Raw genomic sequence first — 21,382 nt, 5'->3', positions numbered from 1 at the left:
AAACCGCTTAAAGAGTGATTATACGTATACAATTTTAACTTCACCGAGTCTTACATCGCCATTTAAAGTTAATGTAGGACCATCAACGACCGTATTACGGTGTGGATCGTTTACACTTGCCAATGTATTATCGATATTGTTTATGACATTAATGTTATAAGGGATAAACAATTTCACTTGACCAAACGCGCAATTTACTTCAAGTTGTGCACCTGATGGATTAAACTGTGCTTGGTCGAAATAGATTGACAATGAAGCAAATGTATTATCAATATATCCACCTGTAAAGTTCTTTGAACGAATATAACGCGTGCGATCGGTAAAAATTGCTTCGATATTTATAAAGTCGGCGTGATCATCATCCCAATAACCGGAACGGTTATGTTGTGTCCCAGTATGGTACTCATAATGATTGCCATCTTCGTCTGTGGCATAGGTTGTACTTTCACGGTATGATTCATACTTCTTAAAATTTACCTGACGTTTACGTCGTTTAAAAATTACTGAAAGACCAATTGCTAAAAACGTACTTGCCCAAAACAACATGCCACCATTCCCATGAATATTAAAATATACACGGTTAATCCAAAGTGCCAAAGTAAGTGGATAAATTATCCCAAAGAAATTTAATTTAGGCATGTTTGAAATTGCGAAAGCAACAAGCGCCACTGTAAAGGCAATTTTAAAGACATTAGGTCCGAAACTATAAAGGTTAAAGGCACTGCCAAATAACCCAAATGCAAGTAATACGAGTACAAATCCCCAAAAATAATCATTTTTCTTCATTAAATGCTTTCCTCCTTTAATCGTTTTTTAATCTGTTGGAAATACATGCGTGAAACATACGTTATTTTATGACTGCCATAAAATTGAACACTTCGCGAAGAGGTGATATTACGCTCGATGGAATCGATTTGATTCAAATTCACGATGGTCGACTTTGATGCTCTCATAAATGAACTGGGAAGAGATGATTCTAATTCATACAAACGATAGTGTGTTCGAAATGAATCCCTGGCTGTATGCGCGTACACAGCATCATCCTCTGTTTCAAAAAAACATATATCATTGAGATTGATCGATATATCTTTCCCACGGTGACTTGCGTGAATCGATTGTGTTTCCAAATTTTTAATTAATTTCTCAATCTGCGGTGTCATTTCACGACATTCCAAAACAACATCGTCTTCAAGTTTTGGATTGATAATAACCTTAATTTTCACGGATGTTCCTCCTGATACTATTATAAATAATTATCGTTGATTCGATATAAAAAAGGATCAAGATGTCATAAATAAGTGGTAAGTTGTTATTTACGTAGAGATCTTAGAAGTTCAATCTCTGCCTTATAACCATCATTATCATCTTGTGGGGTTTCAAGATAAAAAGGAAGATGACGTAATTTAGGGTGATTGATGATTTTCTCAAATGTCTCCAAACCGATGTACCCTTGACCAATTTTTTCATGACGGTCTTTATGGGATTTAAATGGATTTTTGCTATCGTTGAGATGAATTGCATAAAGCTTATCCAATCCAACAACGTTATCAAAGTGTTCTATAACCCCATCTAAATCATTAACAATATCATACCCTGCGTCATAGATATGACAGGTATCCCAACATACGCCAATCTTTTCTTTGACCGTTATATTATGAATGATTGCTGCAATTTCTTCAAACGTACGTCCGACCTCAGTTCCTTTGCCCGCCATCGTTTCAAGTAAAACTATGGTTTCTTGAGTGGGATCTAAGACACGATTTAACATATCAGAAATCATAACAATCGCGGGTTCAACGCCTTGTCCGACATGACTTCCCGGATGGAAGTTATAAAGACTTCCCTTGATGTGGCTCATACGAGACAAATCATCAAGCATGAGTTCTTCTGCATAATCACGCGTATAATCCTTATTACTGCATGGGTTCATGGTATATGGAGCATGAGCAAGGATATGTTTGAAATGATTTGCTTTGATTAACGTATTAAGCTTTCCGAGATCCTCAAGATTGAGGGGTTTTGCTTTTCCGCCGCGAGGACTTCGCGTGAAAAACTGAAACGTATTGGCATCAATACGAAGTGATTCATGTCCCATTGCTTCATAACCTTTCGCAAATGAGAGATGACAACCAAGATAAAACATAAAAATTCCTCCTTATATATATATATATATATATGTATCGTAACAAGATGTCTCTGAGACTACAATCTTTAAGCAAATAACTATACATTCAAAAGGGATATTGATAGGGTTTATATAAGAGGTGATGACATGGAATTAAGTGGAAAACGCGTTTTAACCCTTGTAAGTGATGATTTTGATGACTTAGAATTATGGTATCCAATCCTTCGGCTTCGTGAAGCAGGTGCTCATGTTGATGTTGCTGCTGAAGCGTCAGCGAAGACCTATCGTGGAAAATATGGGCTATCGGTTGTAAGTGATTTAGCATTTCATGATGTGGATATTACAACTTATGATGGGCTTGTAATTCCTGGAGGATGGGCTCCAGATTATTTAAGACGATTGGATCCTGTGCTTGACTTTGTGAAGTACATGGATTCCCATAAAAAAGTTATTGGACAAATATGTCATGCGGGCTGGGTACTCTCTTCAGCAGGGGTCTTATCGGGGAAAACAGTGACCAGTACGCCTGGGATTAAGCATGACTTAATGTATGCCGGTGCACATTGGGTTGATGAACCTGCAGTTCGAGATGGGCATGTTGTTTCTGGGAGACGTCCACCGGATCTACCAATTTATTTACCAATGTTGATTGAAGCACTTAAGGACTGATTTTATATCAGTCTTTTTATTTTAATTGAAACAATCTTGCTTTTAAATCTTTAAATCCATAGAGAAAGCAATACATTCTTAATGAATAACATTAAAACCATACTTAAATCGCCTCTCGCTTGTCGGTAACACGAACAGTATAGAGCAAGATAGTGCTAATTGGTGCGAGTGAGTTTGTGAATTGGGTATACAATTCGAAAAGGTTTTCATTTGAACGAAGTTCACTTAGAAATGAGCATTTTTGATTTCCAAGTGGTGTAATTAATTTTGTGAAAAAAGTCTGTGAATTCGCAAACTAGTATGATTTGAAGCAATTAAGCACAAGTGTATACCAGAACGTGCCTAAAAAGGATGTGAAAAATAAAACGTATTGTACTAAGTTTGATATAATATGCGTGTAATACAAATAAGATATTGGGAATCAAACCCGAGAATAAGGAGGTATCTTAATGTATAATCAATGGAAAGGCTTCAAAGGAAGCTATTGGAAAGAAAACATTGATACTCGTGATTTTATTAAAAATAACTACACAGAGTATACTGGTAACGATGAGTTCTTAGAAGGACCAACTCAAAATACGTTGGATCTTATGGAACAACTTGAAGAAATGAATGCTGTACAACGTGAAAAAGCTGGCGTTTACAACATGGATACAAAAATTGTATCAACTGTAAGTTCACACGGTCCAGGTTACATGGATAAGGATAAAGAGCAAATTGTTGGGTTCCAAACAGATGAACCATTAAAACAAGCATTTATTCCTTTCGGTGGAATTGGAATGGCTGTGAAAGCTCTTGAAAGTAATGGTTATGAACCCGATGAGGAGTTAGTACATATCTTTACAAAATGGCGTAAAACACACAACCAAGGGGTATTTGATGTTTATACACCAGAAATGCGTGCAGCACGTAAGAATAAGATTATTACTGGTCTTCCAGATGCTTACGGACGTGGACGTATTATTGGTGATTACCGTCGTATTGCTCTTTATGGTATCGATCGTCTTGTAGCTGGAAAGAAAAATGATTTAGCACATACAGGTTATAAAACAATGACTGACGATGTCATTCGTCTTCGTGAAGAAATTAGTGATCAAATTCACGCATTAGCAGAAATTAAAGAAATGGCTGCAGCTTATGGATTCGATATCTCACAACCTGCTGGAAATGCAAAAGAAGCAGTTCAATGGTTATACTTTGGTTACTTAGCAGCAATCAAAGAAAATAACGGTGCAGCGATGTCAATTGGACGTATCTCAGAATTCCTTGATATCTATATCCAACGTGATTTAGACAATGGTGTGATTACTGAAAAAGAAGCACAAGAACTTATTGACCACCTCGTAATGAAACTACGTATGGTTAAATTTGCGCGTACACCTGAATATAATGCACTATTTAGTGGATACCCAATTTGGGCAACATTATCAATCGCAGGTATGGAATTTGATGGACGTTCACTCGTTACAAAGACAGACTTCCGTTTACTTCATACACTCATTAACATGGGACCTTCACCAGAACCAAACTTAACAGTTCTTTACTGTAAAGAATTACCAGAAGGATTCCGTACATTTGCTTCACGAATTGCTATTGAAACATCTTCAATTCAATTTGAAAATGATACATTACTTCGTGAAAAATGGGGTTCAGACGACGTTGCGATTGCATGTTGTGTATCCGCTACTGTAATTGGTAAAGATATGCAATTCTTTGGAGCACGTGCGAACTTAATTAAATGTTTACTTTACGCTATCAACGGCGGTATTGATGAAGTGACAAAAGCACAAGTTGGACCACGTTTACGTCCAATTACTTCAGAATACTTAAACTTTGATGAAGTTAAAGTTGCTTACCAAGACATGATGGACTGGTTAGCTGAATTATATGTAAATACATTAAACTCAATTCACTACATGCATGATAAATATGCTTATGAAAAAGCCCAACTTGCATTAATGGATTCCGATCTTAAACGTACGTTTGCAACTGGTATTGCAGGTATTTCACACGTTGCTGACTCCTTATCAGCAATCAAATACGCTAAGGTTAAGACGATCCGTGACGAAAAAGGTTTAGTAGTAGATTATGAAGTCGAAGGAGACTTCCCTAAATATGGTAATGATGATGACCGTGCAGATGATCTTGCAAACTGGGCATTACAATACTTCATGGGACAAATCAAACGTCACCATACATACCGCAACTCAACACCAACATTAAGCTTGCTTACAATCACATCAAATGTTGTTTATGGTAAAGCTACAGGTAATACACCTGATGGACGTGGACAAGGTGTTCCTTTAGCAGCTGGTGCAAACCCATCATACGGTGCAGAAAAGAATGGTTTATTAGCTTCATTAAACTCAACAGCTAAATTAGACTATAACTGTGCACTTGATGGGATCTCAAATACACAAACAATTGCGCCAATTGCAATGGGTAAAACTTCAGACGAACGTATCGTAAACCTACGTGGTATTATGGACGGTTACTTCGCACAAGGAGCTTACCACTTAAACGTTAACGTATTTGATAATGCACTTCTTGAAGATGCGATGGCCAATCCATTGAAATACCCTAACTTAACAATTCGTGTATCCGGTTATGCTGTTCGATTTGTCGAACTTACAAAAGAACAACAACTTGATGTTCTTATGAGAACGGCTCACGAAAGAACGGTTTAATTTATAATTAATTAAGCAACAATTAAAAATCACGCCTATACCGCGTGATTTTTTTGTATGTTGAAAAGACATCGCATGATCACGATGTCTTAGGTTAAAGATTATGAGATGAAAAGGACAGAGACACATTCGGGAGCGTAAACATCTGATTGGAGTAATGTCAGCATGCCAGTCTCGTGATTTCTTGCGTATAAGGTGAGATTGTTGGTATCGCGGTTTGCGCAAACCAGGTATTCATCATCTGGACTAAGGGCAAAATCACGAGGATGTTCACCAAAGCTTGAAATATTTTGAATGAATTCAAGCTGGAGTCCGTCTTGACTGATTTTAAAGACTGTGATGGAGTCGTGACCACGGTTGGATACATAGAGATAGTTTCCGTCTTTAGAGATTCGAATTGCAGCTGCAGATCGGATTGCATCAATTTCTTGCAATGCATCAAACACACCGTGCTCGATAAAATCAAATCCGTCATTTTCTAAAACCGTAACATGACATGTATGCTCCGAAAATAGATAGAGAAGTGGTAATTGTGGATGAAAGGCAAGGTGACGCGGACCAGACCCTTCGGGTGCCTTATAAGTTGCGATTTCATTCATGAGTTCGTATTTACGAACTGTATCCAACCCCAGATCGCAAACATAAACAAATTCCGTATTGGGCTTCTTGTTTACGAAATGGGCATGCGATCCGTCTTTATACTCAATTTTTTTAAAGACTTGATGATTCTTATAAACATTGACACGTCCTTTATGGTAATTTGCGTCGTAAATTTGATCTTCGTTTTGATCGTATGCAACATAACACGGTGCAGGTCCAGGCTCGGTGAAAGACTCAAGCAACTCGGTGTTCACGCTAAGATACTTCCATGTCGCAATTCCTGCTTGATTTTCTTTTTGATAAACGCTAAAAAGCGTTTGCGTGGATGGATCGTAGTCAAGATAAGTTGGGTTTTCTACGTCCGCAATGTGCGTTAAATTATGTAAACGATCATTGATTAGATCGATCTCATAAATTCCTTTGCTTTCAGATTTTGTATAAGTTCCAAGTAATATTTTTGTCATAAAACCCTCCTAAATGAATTATACCATAATAATTTGGAATTTAATTTCATACTTAACGTCGTAAAAAACACTTAAATGAAACTGAAAATCATCTTTGATTCAGTTGGTTGTGAGATGGTTTAAGTCGAGATACAATTTGGGTACTTAGGAGGCGGCTATGACTAAAAAAATAAAGATTGTTACGATAGGTGGTGGCAGCAGCTACACACCGGAGTTAATGGAAGGTTTCATCAAACGATCCGATCAAATCGATATCTCAGAATTGTGGTTGGTCGATGTTGAAGCGGGAAAAGAAAAATTAGAAATTGTCGGCGCAATGGCTCAACGTATGGTTGAGGCAGCAGGTCTTGACTGGAAAGTAAAATTAACACTTGACCGTCGTGAAGCGCTCAAAGATGCGGATTTTGTGACGACACAATTTCGTGTTGGACAACTTGAGGCAAGAAAACGTGATGAACGTATTCCCGGGGAATACGGTTCATTGGGTCAGGAAACAAATGGGGCAGGCGGAATATTTAAGGCATTTCGAACCATTCCTGTAATTCTTGATATTATTCACGATATGGAAACATTATGTCCCAATGCATGGCTTATTAACTTTACAAATCCAGCGGGGATTATAACGGAAGCAGCAATTAAATGTGGTGGATGGAAACGTACGATTGGTCTTTGCAATATCCCGGTTGGATGTACAAAAATTAATCATGAAGCGATGGGATATGATGAAGACGCGAATATCTTGTTTGAAAAATTTGCGGGGATTAATCATTTTCACTGGCACCGTGTTTTGGATAAAGATGGAACAGAAGTAACGCAAGAATTAATTCAGCGTTTGTTTGATCCTAACAGTGCATTTTCAAAAGTACAAGAAGTAAAAAATATCACACCAATACCGTATAATCTTGATCAACTCCATGATTTAGGGATGATTCCTTGTTCTTACCACCGCTATTATTATATTGCGCGGAATATGACAGAAGAGTTTATGGAAAATTGGTCAAATCATAAGACACGTGCTGAAACCGTTCAACAAACCGAGGCGGCCTTATTTGATTTATATAAAGATCCAAATTTAAATTATAAACCTGAAGAACTTACACAACGTGGCGGTGCGCATTATTCTGATGCAGCATGTCAATTAATCGCATCCATCCATAATGACTTACGTACGGTGATGACGGTAAGTACTCAAAATAATGGAACCATTACGGATTTGCCTTATGATTGTGTTGTGGAGGTAACCAGTGTAATTACCTCGCACGGTGCAGAACCGTTTAACTGGGGTTCTTTTGCTCCTTCCGCACGCGGTCAATTACAAATGATGAAAGCAATGGAAGAAACGGTGATCGAAGCTGCAGTTACGGGTAATTATGCGAAAGCGGTTCAGGCATTTACAATTAATCCGATGATTCAAGCAGGGCATTATACGACAGATATGCTTCATGAAATGCTTGTGGCCCATAAAGCTTATCTGCCTCAGTTTGCAGATAAAATTGCGGAACTGGAAGCTCAAGGCGTTAAATACATCGCCGATTAGAAATTAAATTGCTATAATGGACAGGAGGCATTGCCTTCTGTTTTTTTATGAAAGTTGAGGAAGTATATGATTAAGTTAATTGCGACGGATATGGATGGGACACTTTTGGACGCAAATCATGAATTAACACCATCAATGCGAGCAAAGATTCTTGAATTACGTCACCAAGGGATTAAATTTGGGGTTGCGACGGGCAGACCCATGGATTCCGCAGTCTTTGGTATACCCGATATTGCAGAATTATTTGATTTCGCAATCTGTGATAACGGAGGATTTGTGTATGATTTTGCGGATGGTGAGATTCATGAACAATTTCCGTTAAGCGAAGATTTAATTCGTGAAATTTTGGATACCTTTATGCCAATGGGAGGAAATCCGGTATTAACGGGACCTGGCAAGTTATACACAGAGTTTGAGGATTTTTATAATATTGAAGTCCGAACCCATATTGATTTGGAATATGTGGACGTCCGTTCAAAGGTTTTAGATTCACATGCAAAGATTATTTTTAGTGGAGAACCAGAAACCTTAGCACGTATTGAGGCTCATGTTCTTGCGAATCCAGATCCAAGGTATGTTGCATTTTACTCCCAAAAAGAGTTGATTGAGTTTATGGATCCACGGATTAATAAGATGGTAGGGCTCCAATACTATATGGATAAATATGGTATTACAGCGAAAGAAATTATGACGTTTGGTGATAACAATAATGATTTGCATATGATTGAGGATGCAGGTCATGGTGTTGCAATGGAGAACGCTACACCAGCTGTAAAGAACGTTGCGGACGCGATATGTGGTTTGAATTCTGAAGATGGTGTCAAACAATATCTGGATCAATACAAATTTTAAAAAGACTCCAATCAAAGGTGGGAACTGACCTAGTTCCGTGGGACTAAAGAAAAAAACCTCTTGTATGAGAATTATTGTAAAATAGTTCAATATAGGAGGTTTTTATATGGGAACACGAACTATGCATAGCTATGAGACAAAGATGAAAGTTATAGAAATGAAATTGGCAGGCTACTCAAGCAGGTTTATTCAGACTGAACTTGGAATAAAAAATGTAACACAAGTCAAAACATGGTGGAGATGGTATCGAAATGGTGAACACTATCGATTTTTTCAACCTGTAGGCAAGCAATATACTTTTGGAAAAGGGCCTGAAGGAGACACGGTCGAAGAAACACAAAGACTTAGAATTAAATCTTTGGAGCAACAAATTGAACTATTAAAAAAGTATTTGGAAAGAGAAAGGATGTGGTTCCTGAAATAATCATCAAGCTCGTTGAAGAGTATCGCAACACTGTATCTCTTAAAGATATCTTGCATCTTTTTGGGGTACCTAAGTCAACGTATTACCGTTGGACTAAAAAAGAGCAACTAGAGTCTAATAATTATTCTGTCAATGAAGCATTAGTAATTGAACTTTGTAAAGAAAATAAATTTCGTTATGGATATCGAAAATAACTGCATTAATTCGAAAGAAAGAATTATCAATAAGAACACTGTTCAAAAGATAATGCAGAAACACCAATGTCAATGCCGTGTTAAGGTCAAACGGTATCGAAAAAACAAAAATCCGAAGATCATTATGCCCAATATCATTAATCGCGACTTTAAATCACTACGTCCTCTAGAGAAATTGGTGACAGATATCACTTACATCCCTTATGGCCATAAGATGCTCTATTTATCTACGATCATGGATTTATATAATGGTGAGATTATTGCGTCTACATTGAGTGACAGACAAAACCTAGAATGTGTGGTTGATACATTAAATCAACTTCCGGATATCGTTCAGCCATGTATTCTTCATTCTGATCAAGGGAGTGTCTATACATCAAAAGAGTATCAACTCAAAGTAAAAAATAAAAGCATTACCATGAGTATGTCCCGTAAGGGTACACCCGCTGATAATGCTCCTATCGAATCGTTTCATGCCTCGCTAAAGTGTGAAACATTCGAATTAAACCCAGAACTAAAGGGTTCTACTGAAATTGTATCACAAACTGTGATAAACTATTTAAAATATTACAATGAAAATAGAATACAAGAAAAGCTAGGATATCAATCTCCCGTAAATTATCGGTTAACTTCATCCTAACTTGGTTTTTTCTTTAGTCCCAAGGAACTAGGTCAGTTCCGTGATTGGAGTCTTTTTTTATGTACCAGGGGTGTTTCTCAATATTCTCTTGATTTTTCTCATAATCAATTGCAAAGATTAGCGCATAAATAAAATCCAAAACCAGTTGCATCGAGGTACGCGACGAGAAGGAGGCCATCTTGGTTACAAGTTCTTCTTGTGGTGAGACATGAACAACTTCTGTGGCATGTGCGCACAAGGGTTGATTAAAGGACCGGTAATCAGAATATAAGGGATGTTTCGCTCTACTAAAGAATCGACAACCGTTTTGTTATGCTCGTTTTGACCGTAATAGGAAATGATGAGTGCAATACTGTCGAGCGGTTGGGTGTGGGCCTTGAGCGATTGGAAACCTAAAGATGTTTCGAGATTGCAATCAAGTTCAATACGGAATAATTTATATTGGAAATCCTGTGCGAGAATTAACGATTGTCCCGACCCATAGAGATAGATGTGTGGTGCGTTGTAGATGCGATGTGCAATACGTTCAAGTTGTGTAAGATCAATATGATTATAGGTGTCATTCATAGATTGGTAATTAAGGGATAAAATAGATTGAACAATTTCTGCACTTGATTGATTGTTTTGAAAGGGGACATCGTCGCGAATGCGTGTTTCTGTAATTGAAAACGAACTTAATTCGCTCGCGAGTTTAACTTTAAAATCACTAAACCCCTCTGTTTTCATTTTACGACAAAAACGAGTAATGGTTGATGCGCTTGCGAATGTGATTTCTGATAACTCGTGGATTGTAAGCTGGTTTACCTGTTGCGGATTTTCAAGGATATACTGCGCAATTTTCGATTCTGTATCGGAAAGTTGCGTACTGTTTTTGATTCGATTGATAAGTAGCACAAAGAAAGCCTCCTTTTTGTATATTATACATTGTTTTCTGTTTAATTATTATGTATAATAAGTAAGCACTGGAGAATTGGCCGAGTGGCTTAAGGCACCATCTTGGAAAGGTGGCGAAGTGAAAGCTTCCGTGAGTTCGAATCTCATGTTCTCCGCCAAATTTAAATGAATCTACTTAATGAGTAGAATTAAAAAAAGAAAGACCCCTATCACATGGGTCTTTTTGTTTGTTTCGAGGGTTAAAATTGTTGGTAAATAAAGGCCTTAAATGAACTTGTAATGACAAAGATAATTCCGAGTATAAATAATCCTACGATTAGAATCATACTTGCTATCTGTTGCCATTTTATTTCACTCTCGCTCCATCGCGTAAAGAATGTTGAAACGATTGGCGTGCAAAATAAAATTGCAAGGACCCAATCGAGTGGGCGTGATAGGACATACGTTAGAATTTGTTTAACGCCGATTTGATTCATATCCCAGATGAACATTTTCGAGATAAAATCGAATGCTTGTTCAAGGGAGGAGGCACGAAAGAAGACCCAACCAATATTAATTAAGAGTAAGGTAACAAGATGCTGGATAACACGTGGTGTTTTCTTTAGCGTATCACCCCATACATTGCGTTCTAAGATGATAATTAAGAAGTTGAAGCATCCCCAAATAATAAAGTTAAGGGAAGACCCGTGCCAAAAACCGGTAATGAGCCAAACTATTAACATATTCAAATAAGTGCGTGTTGGTCCTTTGCGATTGCCGCCAAGTGGAATATAAATATAGTCTTTGAACCATCGTGTAAGGGTGATATGCCATCGTTTCCAAAAATCACTAAATGAGGTTGCGAGGTAGGGGAAATTAAAGTTCTCAGGAAGGTTAATTCCCAACATTTCACCAATTCCCAATGCCATGTCAGTATAGCCTGAAAAGTCGAGATATAATTGAAGCATAAAAGCAATGGAACCAAGCCATGCTGTTCCTGTAAAGAAAGCAGTTATATAGAGGCCTTTATAAACTTTTGAGGCGATTAATCCAAAATTAGCAGCTAAATAAGCTTTCTTAAATAAACCGATTGTGAAGCGGGTAAAACCATTATAGAGCATGTCACTGGATACAGCAGGATCATCGATCTTAGTTTCATCATATCTTAAAATCGGACCGGAAGTGATAGTCATAAATAGCATAAAGAAAGCACTAAATTTGAGTAAATCTGTCTCAGGCTTGCGGTTTCGATAAGTGACATCAGCCAGATATGCAATCCCTTGGAATGTATAGAAAGAGATTCCAAGAGGAGCCATGATTCCTTCTAAAAATGTAAGATTTGTTGTTGCGATAAAAAGTGGTTTATACTTAAAGAAAACCAAGACAAGGATATTTACACTAATAGTGGTGATAAATAGAACCTTATTAGGATTTTTATGTAAGATTGATGCTGCATAAAAATACGTTAGCATCGATATGATAATAATCAACAACGGAACAAGTCCGAGATAACTGATAAAAATTAAATTGAGGATTGCGAGCAGTGAAGTTTTGTATTTTCCGTGCGTAGCAAGGTTTATAAGAACTGCAAGCGGAAGAAATATAAATAAAAATGTATAACTTGTGAGGGGCATGGTATCTCCTACTCCTTTTCAACTAAATTGAGCTGTGTATTTCGAACAAAGACAACTGCATCAAACTTATTTTTTTCAATGTATTCGAACACATTACCTTTATAAGACCGTAAATCCAGAGAATGAACTTCATTGAAATCATAAATGGCAAGGTATTCGAGTGCATTGGTGAATGAGTCTCCGATAAAGAGTATTTTAGGTAAATGATCACGCTTTGTCTGGATAATCGTATTCGCCTTATCGCCATTCATAAAATTACTATAAAGTGAGATGTTTTCATCTTCGATCATAACGGGTTCATCGGATGGCGAACCGTTTTCATAGCGTCGATACTCTGGTAGGGATTGATCGAGCGGTTTATAATAGTAAAGGACCTCGCCTTGTGAATAACTTGTATCGGCCATTGTCCGAGAATTGTTGCCAATAAAAGGACTGTGGTAGTCAATGCGTTCATAATGATTGAGTGGTCTTGCTTGAATGCGTGTGTCGCTTAAGGTAGCAATGAGTTCTTGATAGATTAATAACGATGCATCGGCGGTATAATGATTGTCGCTTTTGTAATACGGCTCAAGCAAATTGTTTTCAGAAAAAACATTGGAGCTAGATATGGACCGAATATGTTCCGCTTCGGCACGTGTACGAAGTGCGTGATTGTAGTTTAATTTATGGACAGTATTTGTTGCAAAATAATTAGGGAAGAGGTCATGGTGATAATCGAACTTTTGTGGGATATCAATAAAAATAAATCGACCACCCTGATGTTCTGTGGCATCCTTCATGCTTTGTAGATTCGATAAGGGTTTTTCAAAAGATGCTTCTAACGAATTTAAAGTTTGTTCTTGATAATCTTCAAATTCCAAAAGATAACCAGATTTGCTGATAAAATGATTCTTTCGAATTGACTTCAACAAATATTTATCAATTTTGGAACTTGATTTCAAAATGTGATCCCGAAACACAAGTTGATCAAGTGAATATGTTTCGAGATTGTCGAAGAATGTTCCATCGACTATGGTTGGAATATCGGCAGTTGGGAACTGGGCAAGATTTCGATATTCTAACGCTGAACGAGATCGATCGGGACTTAATATTGAGACAACTGAAATCATCAACATCAAACCTAAACTAATCACTACAATATATTTTTTCAAGACAGTGATACCTCCTTGTATCAAAAATGGGGATTAACGGTCTCTCAATTATATACCAATTCAATAAAAATTAGTATTAATGCGGTCTCATCGGAAATAATTTGTATTTAAGAATTTTATTAGATTCGAAAATAAGGTATAATAGTGTTGTTTAATATATAAAGTTTGATTGTTTTCGTCGATGTTGCTTAATAAATATATGATGATACAATTAAGGAGGGAAATATGCTTAATTTTACAGTTGGGCCGGTCATGATGCGTCAAGACATAATGGATGTTGGTGCTGAGCCTGTTCCATACTTTAGAACACCTGAATTTTCAGATGTTATGTTGGAAAATGAATCAATCGTTAAGGAAATTTGCGGTGCTCGAGATGAAGACAAAGTAGTGGTCTTAACGGGATCGGGTACAGCTGCTATGGATGCAGCAATTGTGAATTGCGCAAAGGAAAACGATAAGTTTTTAATTGTTAATGGCGGCTCTTTTGGAGCTCGTTTTTGTGAAATATGTTCTGTTTATGATGTGAATTTTGAATCCATTGATTTAGATTTTGGTCAAAGTTTGACATCATCTGATTTAGAACCTTATGAGAATGCTGGATTTACAGGATTTCTGGTGAATTTAGATGAAACATCTTCAGGTGTTTTATATGATATCGATTTAATTTCGGCGTTTTGTAAACGTAATAATCTATTCTTGATTGTGGATGCAATCAGTGCGTTTTTAGCGGATGAAATTATGATGGAGAAGTCCAATATTGATATTCTCATTACCGGGTCTCAAAAGGCTTTAGCATTGCCTCCAGGACTTTCAATTCTTGTGTTGTCTGAAGATGCTCAACGACGTGTCGATGAGAACAAACGTCCATGCTATTACTTAGATTTAAAGAGTGCACTATCAAATGCGAAGCGGGGCCAAACACCGTTTACACCGGCTGTTGGTATTGTTTTACAACTGAATCTAAGACTTAAACAAGTTAAGCAAGATGGCATTGAACAAACAATTGGAAATACAAGAGCACTCGCAATGTCATTTCGATCAAAAATTGAAGATTACGGTTTCAAGTGTGTCACCAATTCTAGTTCGAATGCAGTAACGGCGCTTTTTGTTCCAGAAGGTAAATCAGCAAAAGAAATTTTTACGGTTCTAAAGGATGAATATGAAATCTGGGTAACACCGAGTGGTGGTGTTTATGCAGATTCTGTTTTAAGGGTTTCGCACATTGGTGAAATCACTCAAGAAAATATGGAGACATTATATAATGCGCTCGATTCACTTACAGAAAGAGGTATAATCTAATGAAATTAGTATTATTAGCAGCAGGAAGAGGAACTCGTATTAGCCGTTATTTAGAAGGAAGACCTAAATGTACTGTTGATATCGGGGGACAACCACTTATCGAATACACAATTGAATTATTCAATAAAAATGGCATCAACGATATTGCAATCGTATTAGGATATGAAGGTCAATACATTCGTGAAGCACTTAAAGGTAAAGATGTTAAGTTTTACTATAATCCATTCTATGACGTAACAAATAGTGTTGCTTCAATTTGGTTTGCGAAAGATTTCTTTCAACCAGAAGAAGATGTATTAATCATGAATGCGGATGTATTCTTGGAACAAAAAACTCTTGATATTATCTTAGCTGAGAAAAAATCACCGGTATTGTTCTCGGATGATACTCGTAAAGAAGAAAGTGATTACAAATTCTACTATGAAAATGATATCCTCATCAAACATGGTAAGGAATTAACAGGGGATGATATTACTGGGGAGTATGTTGGGATTGCGAAATTATCTTCAGACTTCTTACCTGAATTCTTACAACGTTTAGAAATCTTAATTGATTCGCAACAACATGGATTATGGTGGGAAAATATTTTATATTCCATGATTGAAGAACAACCAATTCATGTGAAAAATGTTGCGCCAAATTTCTGGGGTGAAGTTGATTATATTGAAGACTATGAGCGAATCATGGCTTTTATTAAAAAATAACAAAAATAATAGTTTGGGAGAGAGAATCGAAAGATTCTTTTTCTTTGATTCGATTTTACAACCGACACATAACCTTGTTAGCATATGTCGAATATGCTATAATTGACCTGTTTGTAAAATATAAAAAAGCAGTGTTTATTAAGCAATAAACATTCTGTTAAGATAATGAGGATGAAAAATATGATAAACAACAACTCCGATGCTCGTGAAAATATAGAATTAATGGAAAAGTATCAAGAGTTTAAGAAAAAACACCCATACGTTTATTTAAAACGATTTTTTGATCTTATCTTAACACTATTGTTTTCACCAATTATTATTATAATTGTTGTGATTTTCGCAATTATTGTTAAGGTGGATTCTAAGGGGCCAGCTTTCTATACACAGCAACGTGTAGGGCAAGCTGGTAAGGAATTCAAAATCTATAAATTACGTTCGATGCGTGTTGATGCAGAGGTCAATACCGGGGCTGTGTGGGCCGAAAAGAATGATCCACGCATTACTAAAGTAGGGCGTTTTATTCGCAAGGTTCGTATCGACGAATTACCACAATTCTTAAATGTTTTAATTGGAGAGATGAGTATAATTGGTCCTCGTCCAGAGCGTAAAGATTTAACGGATCAATTTGAATCGGAAATACCTGGATTTAAAGAAAGACTCCTTGTTAAGCCGGGAATTACAGGTTGGGCTCAAGTTAATGGAGGTTATGACATTACACCTGCTGAAAAACTTGTGTTTGATCGTGAGTATCTTGATGCGTTTTCGTTTAAACAAGATGTCGTGATTATTTTTAAAACAATTCGTGTGGTTCTTACAGGCAGTGGCGCACGTTAAAGCACTCGCAAGAGTGCTTTTTTAATTATTTGGTGGATTCGTGGTAAAATTAAGATTAATTAATATATGATTATTGGATAGAACGGTTTTAATGGATTGGAATCGTTTATAATAGGAGTGCCGAGGAGTGTTGTAGTGATGAAAAGTAAAAAAATGCTCGCGTTGTTATTGTCGCTGGTAATTCTTGTAACGTCTGTTACGTATAATACGTTTGCTGTTGATGAACGGTTAAATACAGATGTCACCCAAGAAGTTGATGTAAATCAAAAAATGGAATTTGAAAAGGAGTCTGAGACTACGGAAGGTGAGGCATCATCAGAAGTTGAAGAACAAGAACGCCCAGAAGTTCAAGAAATAAAACCGGAAGTTTCTTCGAAAATTCCTGTTCAATCATTGAGCTCTGTTGATAAACTTTGTGTTCAAAATGGTTGGATTCAAAAAGGGTCTGCTTGGTATTACTGTGAAAATGGAAATCCAATTAAAAATTGGAAAGAAATTGGCGGTTTCTGGTATTTCTTTAAACCAGATGGAGTGATGAAGTCGGAAGTTTGGCACCAAAGTGGGAACGAATGGTATTATTTTAGTAAAAGTGGAAGTGCAGTCAAAGATGATTGGGCTCAAATTGGTGGGTATTGGTATTTATTTGATGCGAAGTCAGTCATGCTTAAAGATCAGTGGACGCAGTCCGGAGGTCATTCTTATTACCTTGATTCAGAGGGACGCGCAGTGAAATCGCAATGGAAACAGGTGGGGGATTCTGCCTATTATTTTGATGCATCCAGCCACCTCATTCGTGAAACCAGTGCATCACATACGTATTCAGTGAAAAAAATACAAGATGACGGCAGTATCGCACCCGGAAAACCAAGTTTTGTAAGCAATAGTCTGACTGAGGCGATTGGAAAAATGAACCAAATGGGAAGTGGCTATGTTGTTACGTCACAGGATGGGTTAAGCCATTTAGGGATTGTCGCAATGAGTTCTGGATATGCGCATTCACTTCCAGATCGAAAAGGTCTAATTAAAGATCTTGCAAGTAGTGAGACGCTTAAAATTTATGATAATCGTAATCTTTCAGGATCTACAATGACATATATATCAAGCAATTACAAAATGCAATATAAAGGAACTGAGTTGACAGATTCAGGGAAACCCGTAATTCGTGTTAATATTCAAGGTGCTGAAGGGTATGTTGATTTTAATAAAGTTGACTTAATTCCAATGTATTATGTTGATAAAAAGATTCCTATTTATTTAGGTGGGAATCTTAATGATGATGGGTACCGTAAAGTAGTTTCTCCAGACTACTATTGGGTGAAAAATGGTGAAATGTCACTGTACTTCTCTCAAACGTACGCAAACAGTGGTGAACAGGGGATAACTTATGCCCAAGCACCATCATGGCTTCCTGAATCGGGGAACCCTTATTACTCAAAAGATGGAGTACACTTTTTTAGTGACAAAGAACTGAATCGACCAATGATGGATGGCAATCAACCTGGGGAATTTTATGCATATTATCAATGGCTCCCCGTTCGAAGTTTTTCAAATATAGGGGCCGACGATTTAAATGCTCGTCTTCGTTATTTGGATAAAACTGATTCAATAATGTATGGAAATGAACAAGCATTTATTGAAAGTGGTCATCTCTATGGAATGAATCCACTGCTTTTATTCGCACAGGCTGCGCATGAATCTGCATATGGTACATCGTGGCTTGCGAAAAATAAGTTTAATTTATTTGGATGGAATGCTGTTGATTCTGATCCAAGTCAAGCATTGGCCTATACAGGTGTTTATAATAGCATTAATTATCATATGTCAAAGCAATTAAGTTCTTACTTTGATGTTGGGGAGTGGCGCAATGCGGGACTTAGTTTTGGAAATAAAGGATCGGGAATCACAGTAAGGTATGCATCAGATCCCTTCTACGGTATTAAAGTAGCGGGTATTGCGTATACCACAGATCGAGCTGCTGGCTTTAAAGATCATAATGGTTATGATTTAGCGCGGATTAAAAATCAAACAAGTACGTCCGTATATAAAGGCTCAAACACTCATTCGGGGGTCTATTATGCGACGAACTCGGGTCTAAATGATCAAGTAGTTATCAATCTTGGTGAGGAATCGGGTTATATGAAGACTTATCTCTCAATGCCTGTTGTGAATGGTTCGGTATCTGTAAAGGCGATGCCTGTTGATTTACCTGCAAATCTGGGTTATATTGCTAATAATGCGGTAAATAAACTTAAAGCGAATGGTGTCAAAAAGGCGAGTGCCCCAAATTTACGTGTGACTGTTGCGGACACGTCCAAAAAATATACAGTCAAACAAGATCTTAACATGCGCAGTGGTTGGGGGACATCAAACCGGATCTTAGCTACAATTCCGGCAAAAACGATTGTTCAAGCATATCCGACTACAAATGGTTGGGCTAAACTTGTTTACAATAATCAGATTGGGTATGTTTCTCAAGATTATCTAACGACTGAATCAATTCCAACCGCTCCTAAAAAGGGTTGGATTAAAGAAGCTTCAAAATGGTATTATTATGAAAACAATAAACCGGTAAAAGGGTGGCGTGAAATAGGTGGTAGTTTTTACCTCTTTAATAATAGCACTGGAGTGATGTATGCAAACACCTGGACTAAGGATGCATCAGGCCGTTGGAGTTATCTCAATGCGGATGGGAAGGCATTAAGAAATGAATGGTTTAAATCTGCAGGGAAATGGTATTATGCAGCTAATGACGGTAAGATGCTTCGATCAGGTCTTCACCTCATAAAAGGTTCGTGGTATGAATTTGGTTCAGATGCTGATATGAAACTCAATAAATGGGCTAAAAATTCAAAAGGAAAATGGCATTATCTCAATTCAAGTGGTGCTGCTGTAAAAAATGCATGGGTTAAAGTGAGTGGAAAATGGTACTATGCTGATGCAAACAGTGAAATGGTCACGGGATGGAAAAAAATCAATGGAAGTTGGTACGTCTTTGATTCCAGTACAGCAATGCTTGCGAATCAATGGTATAAAAATGCAAGTGGGTCATGGTCTTATGTTTCAGGATCAGGGGCTGCGTTAACAAGCCAATGGACAAAGTCAGGGGGTAAATGGTACTACTTCTTAAGTCATGCCGGAACTGCTCGCGGCATTCATCGCATTGGTGGTTCGAGTTATGCATTTGGTACAGATTCTGTAATGTATGCGAATCAATGGGTTAAACTGAATCAAAAATGGTATTATGCCACAGGTTCGGGTGCACTTCAAAAGGGTTGGATTAAATTGGGCGGTTCTTGGTATTATTTAAATCCAAGTGATTGCGTAATGATATCAAATACAACAATGACCATAAATGGAACGCGTTATCGCTTTGATCGTTCAGGTCGCATGCTCTAGTATAAAAAAACCATAATTGCTGTATGGGAACTGACCTAGTTCCGTGGGACTAAAGAAAAAAACCTCTTGTATGAGAATTATTGTAAAATAGTTCAATATAGGAGGTTTTTATATGGGAACACGAACTATGCATAGCTATGAGACAAAGATGAAAGTTATAGAAATGAAATTGGCAGGCTACTCAAGCAGGTTTATTCAGACTGAACTTGGAATAAAAAATGTAACACAAGTCAAAACATGGTGGAGATGGTATCGAAATGGTGAACACTATCGATTTTCTCAACCTGTAGGCAAGCAATATACTTTTGGAAAAGGGCCTGAAGGAGACACGGTCGAAGAAACACAAAGACTTAGAATTAAATCTTTGGAGCAACAAATTGAACTATTAAAAAAGTATTTGGAAAGAGAAAGGATGTGGTTCCTGAAATAATCATCAAGCTCGTTGAAGAGTATCGCAACACTGTATCTCTTAAAGATATCTTGAATCTTTTGGGGTACCTAAGTCAACGTATTACCGTTGGACTAAAAGAGCAACTAGAGTCTAATAATTATTCTGTCAATGAAGGATTAGTAATTGAACTTTGTAAAGAAAATAAATTTCGTTATGGATATCGAAAATAACTGCATTAATTCGAAAGAAAGAATTATCAATAAGAACACTGTTCAAAAGATAATGCAGAAACACCAATGTCAATGCCGTGTTAAGGTCAAACGGTATCGAAAACAAAATCCGAAGATCATTATGCCCAATATCATTAATCGCGACTTTAAATCACTACGTCCTCTAGAGAAATTGGTGACAGATATCACTTACATCCCTTATGGCCATAAGATGCTCTATTTATCTACGATCATGGATTTATATAATGGTGAGATTATTGCGTCTACATTGAGTGACAGACAAAACCTAGAATGTGTGGTTGATACATTAAATCAACTTCCGGATATCGTTCAGCCATGTATTCTTCATTCTGATCAAGGGAGTGTCTATACATCAAAAGAGTATCAACTCAAAGTAAAAAATAAAAGCATTACCATGAGTATGTCCCGTAAGGGTACACCCGCTGATAATGCTCCTATCGAATCGTTTCATGCCTCGCTAAAGTGTGAAACATTCGAATTAAACCCAGAACTAAAGGGTTCTACTGAAATTGTATCACAAACTGTGATAAACTATTTAAAATATTACAATGAAAATCGAATACAAGAAAAGCTAGGATATCAATCTCCCGTAAATTATCGGTTAACTTCATCCTAACTTGGTTTTTTCTTTAGTCCCAAGGAACTAGGTCAGTTCCA

At 37.1% G+C, this 21,382-nt stretch carries 15 protein-coding genes, 1 tRNA gene and 2 pseudogenes; 11 read left to right on the top strand and 7 right to left on the bottom strand.

Annotated elements, in window-relative coordinates; genetic code table 11:
- Positions 1-18: 18 nt before the first annotated feature.
- From EEI45_RS07965 to EEI45_RS07955, 3 genes are all read right to left on the bottom strand, one after another.
- On the bottom strand, positions 19-786 hold the full coding sequence (locus tag EEI45_RS07965) for a LiaF transmembrane domain-containing protein (protein WP_125164820.1): 768 nt from the start codon (positions 784-786) through the stop codon (positions 19-21).
- Positions 786-1,223: a LytTR family DNA-binding domain-containing protein gene (locus tag EEI45_RS07960; RefSeq protein ID WP_125164819.1), complete on the bottom strand. Its 438-nt coding sequence runs from the start codon at positions 1,221-1,223 to the stop codon at positions 786-788. The genes EEI45_RS07965 and EEI45_RS07960 overlap by 1 nt, the downstream gene beginning before the upstream one ends.
- Before the next feature lie 86 nt (positions 1,224-1,309).
- A complete protein-coding gene (locus EEI45_RS07955) occupies positions 1,310-2,143 on the bottom strand; it encodes a deoxyribonuclease IV (protein WP_125164818.1) in 834 nt (277 codons plus the stop codon).
- 129 nt (positions 2,144-2,272) lie between these two features.
- On the opposite strand from EEI45_RS07955, the gene EEI45_RS07950 reads away from it, so the two are divergent.
- Complete coding sequence (locus EEI45_RS07950) at positions 2,273-2,794, top strand: type 1 glutamine amidotransferase domain-containing protein (RefSeq protein WP_125164817.1); 522 nt, start codon at positions 2,273-2,275, stop codon at positions 2,792-2,794.
- Positions 2,795-3,243: 449 nt separating this feature from the next.
- Positions 3,244-5,481, top strand: coding sequence for a formate C-acetyltransferase (gene pflB / locus EEI45_RS07945; RefSeq protein WP_125164816.1), 2,238 nt, complete (start codon positions 3,244-3,246; stop codon positions 5,479-5,481).
- A gap of 101 nt (positions 5,482-5,582) precedes the next feature.
- On the opposite strand, the gene EEI45_RS07940 is transcribed toward pflB, so the two are convergent.
- Positions 5,583-6,545: a lactonase family protein gene (locus EEI45_RS07940; RefSeq protein ID WP_125164815.1), complete on the bottom strand. Its 963-nt coding sequence runs from the start codon at positions 6,543-6,545 to the stop codon at positions 5,583-5,585.
- A gap of 157 nt (positions 6,546-6,702) precedes the next feature.
- On the opposite strand from EEI45_RS07940, the gene EEI45_RS07935 reads away from it, so the two are divergent.
- The 3 genes and pseudogenes from EEI45_RS07935 (at position 6,703) to EEI45_RS07925 (ending at position 10,192) form a co-directional block, all read left to right on the top strand.
- The gene (locus EEI45_RS07935) at positions 6,703-8,082 is read left to right on the top strand and encodes a 6-phospho-beta-glucosidase (RefSeq protein ID WP_125164814.1); all 1,380 of its coding nucleotides are present in this window, start codon (positions 6,703-6,705) and stop codon (positions 8,080-8,082) included.
- 66 nt (positions 8,083-8,148) lie between these two features.
- Complete coding sequence (locus tag EEI45_RS07930) at positions 8,149-8,934, top strand: Cof-type HAD-IIB family hydrolase (protein WP_125164813.1); 786 nt, start codon at positions 8,149-8,151, stop codon at positions 8,932-8,934.
- 106 nt (positions 8,935-9,040) lie between these two features.
- Positions 9,041-10,192, top strand: a pseudogene (locus tag EEI45_RS07925) (IS3 family transposase).
- A gap of 183 nt (positions 10,193-10,375) precedes the next feature.
- Here EEI45_RS07925 and EEI45_RS07920 read toward each other — a convergent pair.
- Complete coding sequence (locus EEI45_RS07920; protein WP_228410336.1) at positions 10,376-11,086, bottom strand: MurR/RpiR family transcriptional regulator; 711 nt, start codon at positions 11,084-11,086, stop codon at positions 10,376-10,378.
- Positions 11,087-11,156: 70 nt separating this feature from the next.
- On the opposite strand from EEI45_RS07920, the gene EEI45_RS07915 reads away from it, so the two are divergent.
- Positions 11,157-11,244: transfer RNA gene (locus EEI45_RS07915), tRNA-Ser, on the top strand.
- A gap of 81 nt (positions 11,245-11,325) precedes the next feature.
- Here the strand turns inward: EEI45_RS07915 and EEI45_RS07910 are convergent.
- Together EEI45_RS07910 and EEI45_RS07905 are read right to left on the bottom strand one after the other, a co-directional pair.
- Positions 11,326-12,699: an MBOAT family O-acyltransferase gene (locus tag EEI45_RS07910; protein WP_125164812.1), complete on the bottom strand. Its 1,374-nt coding sequence runs from the start codon at positions 12,697-12,699 to the stop codon at positions 11,326-11,328.
- A gap of 8 nt (positions 12,700-12,707) precedes the next feature.
- A complete protein-coding gene (locus EEI45_RS07905; protein WP_228410335.1) occupies positions 12,708-13,850 on the bottom strand; it encodes a DHHW family protein in 1,143 nt (380 codons plus the stop codon).
- Positions 13,851-14,075: 225 nt separating this feature from the next.
- Between EEI45_RS07905 and EEI45_RS07900 the strand changes: the two genes are divergently transcribed.
- The 5 genes and pseudogenes from EEI45_RS07900 to EEI45_RS07880 all read left to right on the top strand — a co-directional run bounded on the left by EEI45_RS07900 (position 14,076) and on the right by EEI45_RS07880 (position 21,341).
- Positions 14,076-15,149 carry a pyridoxal-phosphate-dependent aminotransferase family protein gene (locus EEI45_RS07900; RefSeq protein WP_125164811.1) on the top strand — a complete coding sequence of 358 codons (1,074 nt, stop codon included), beginning with the start codon at positions 14,076-14,078 and terminating at the stop codon, positions 15,147-15,149.
- Complete coding sequence (locus tag EEI45_RS07895; protein WP_125164810.1) at positions 15,149-15,853, top strand: phosphocholine cytidylyltransferase family protein; 705 nt, start codon at positions 15,149-15,151, stop codon at positions 15,851-15,853. The genes EEI45_RS07900 and EEI45_RS07895 overlap by 1 nt, the downstream gene beginning before the upstream one ends.
- A gap of 180 nt (positions 15,854-16,033) precedes the next feature.
- Positions 16,034-16,687 carry a sugar transferase gene (locus tag EEI45_RS07890; RefSeq protein ID WP_125164809.1) on the top strand — a complete coding sequence of 218 codons (654 nt, stop codon included), beginning with the start codon at positions 16,034-16,036 and terminating at the stop codon, positions 16,685-16,687.
- 138 nt (positions 16,688-16,825) lie between these two features.
- Positions 16,826-20,083, top strand: coding sequence for a glucosaminidase domain-containing protein (locus EEI45_RS07885; protein WP_125164808.1), 3,258 nt, complete (start codon positions 16,826-16,828; stop codon positions 20,081-20,083).
- Positions 20,084-20,195: 112 nt separating this feature from the next.
- A pseudogene (locus EEI45_RS07880) lies at positions 20,196-21,341 on the top strand (IS3 family transposase).
- Positions 21,342-21,382 lie beyond the last annotated feature (41 nt).

The sequence above is a fragment of the Erysipelothrix piscisicarius genome (genome assembly GCF_003931795.1).
GTDB classification, from domain to species: Bacteria; Bacillota_I; Bacilli_A; order Erysipelotrichales; family Erysipelotrichaceae; genus Erysipelothrix; species Erysipelothrix piscisicarius.
The sequence above is the reverse complement of the archived record's forward strand: the minus strand, read 5'-3'. Positions and strand labels throughout refer to the sequence as shown.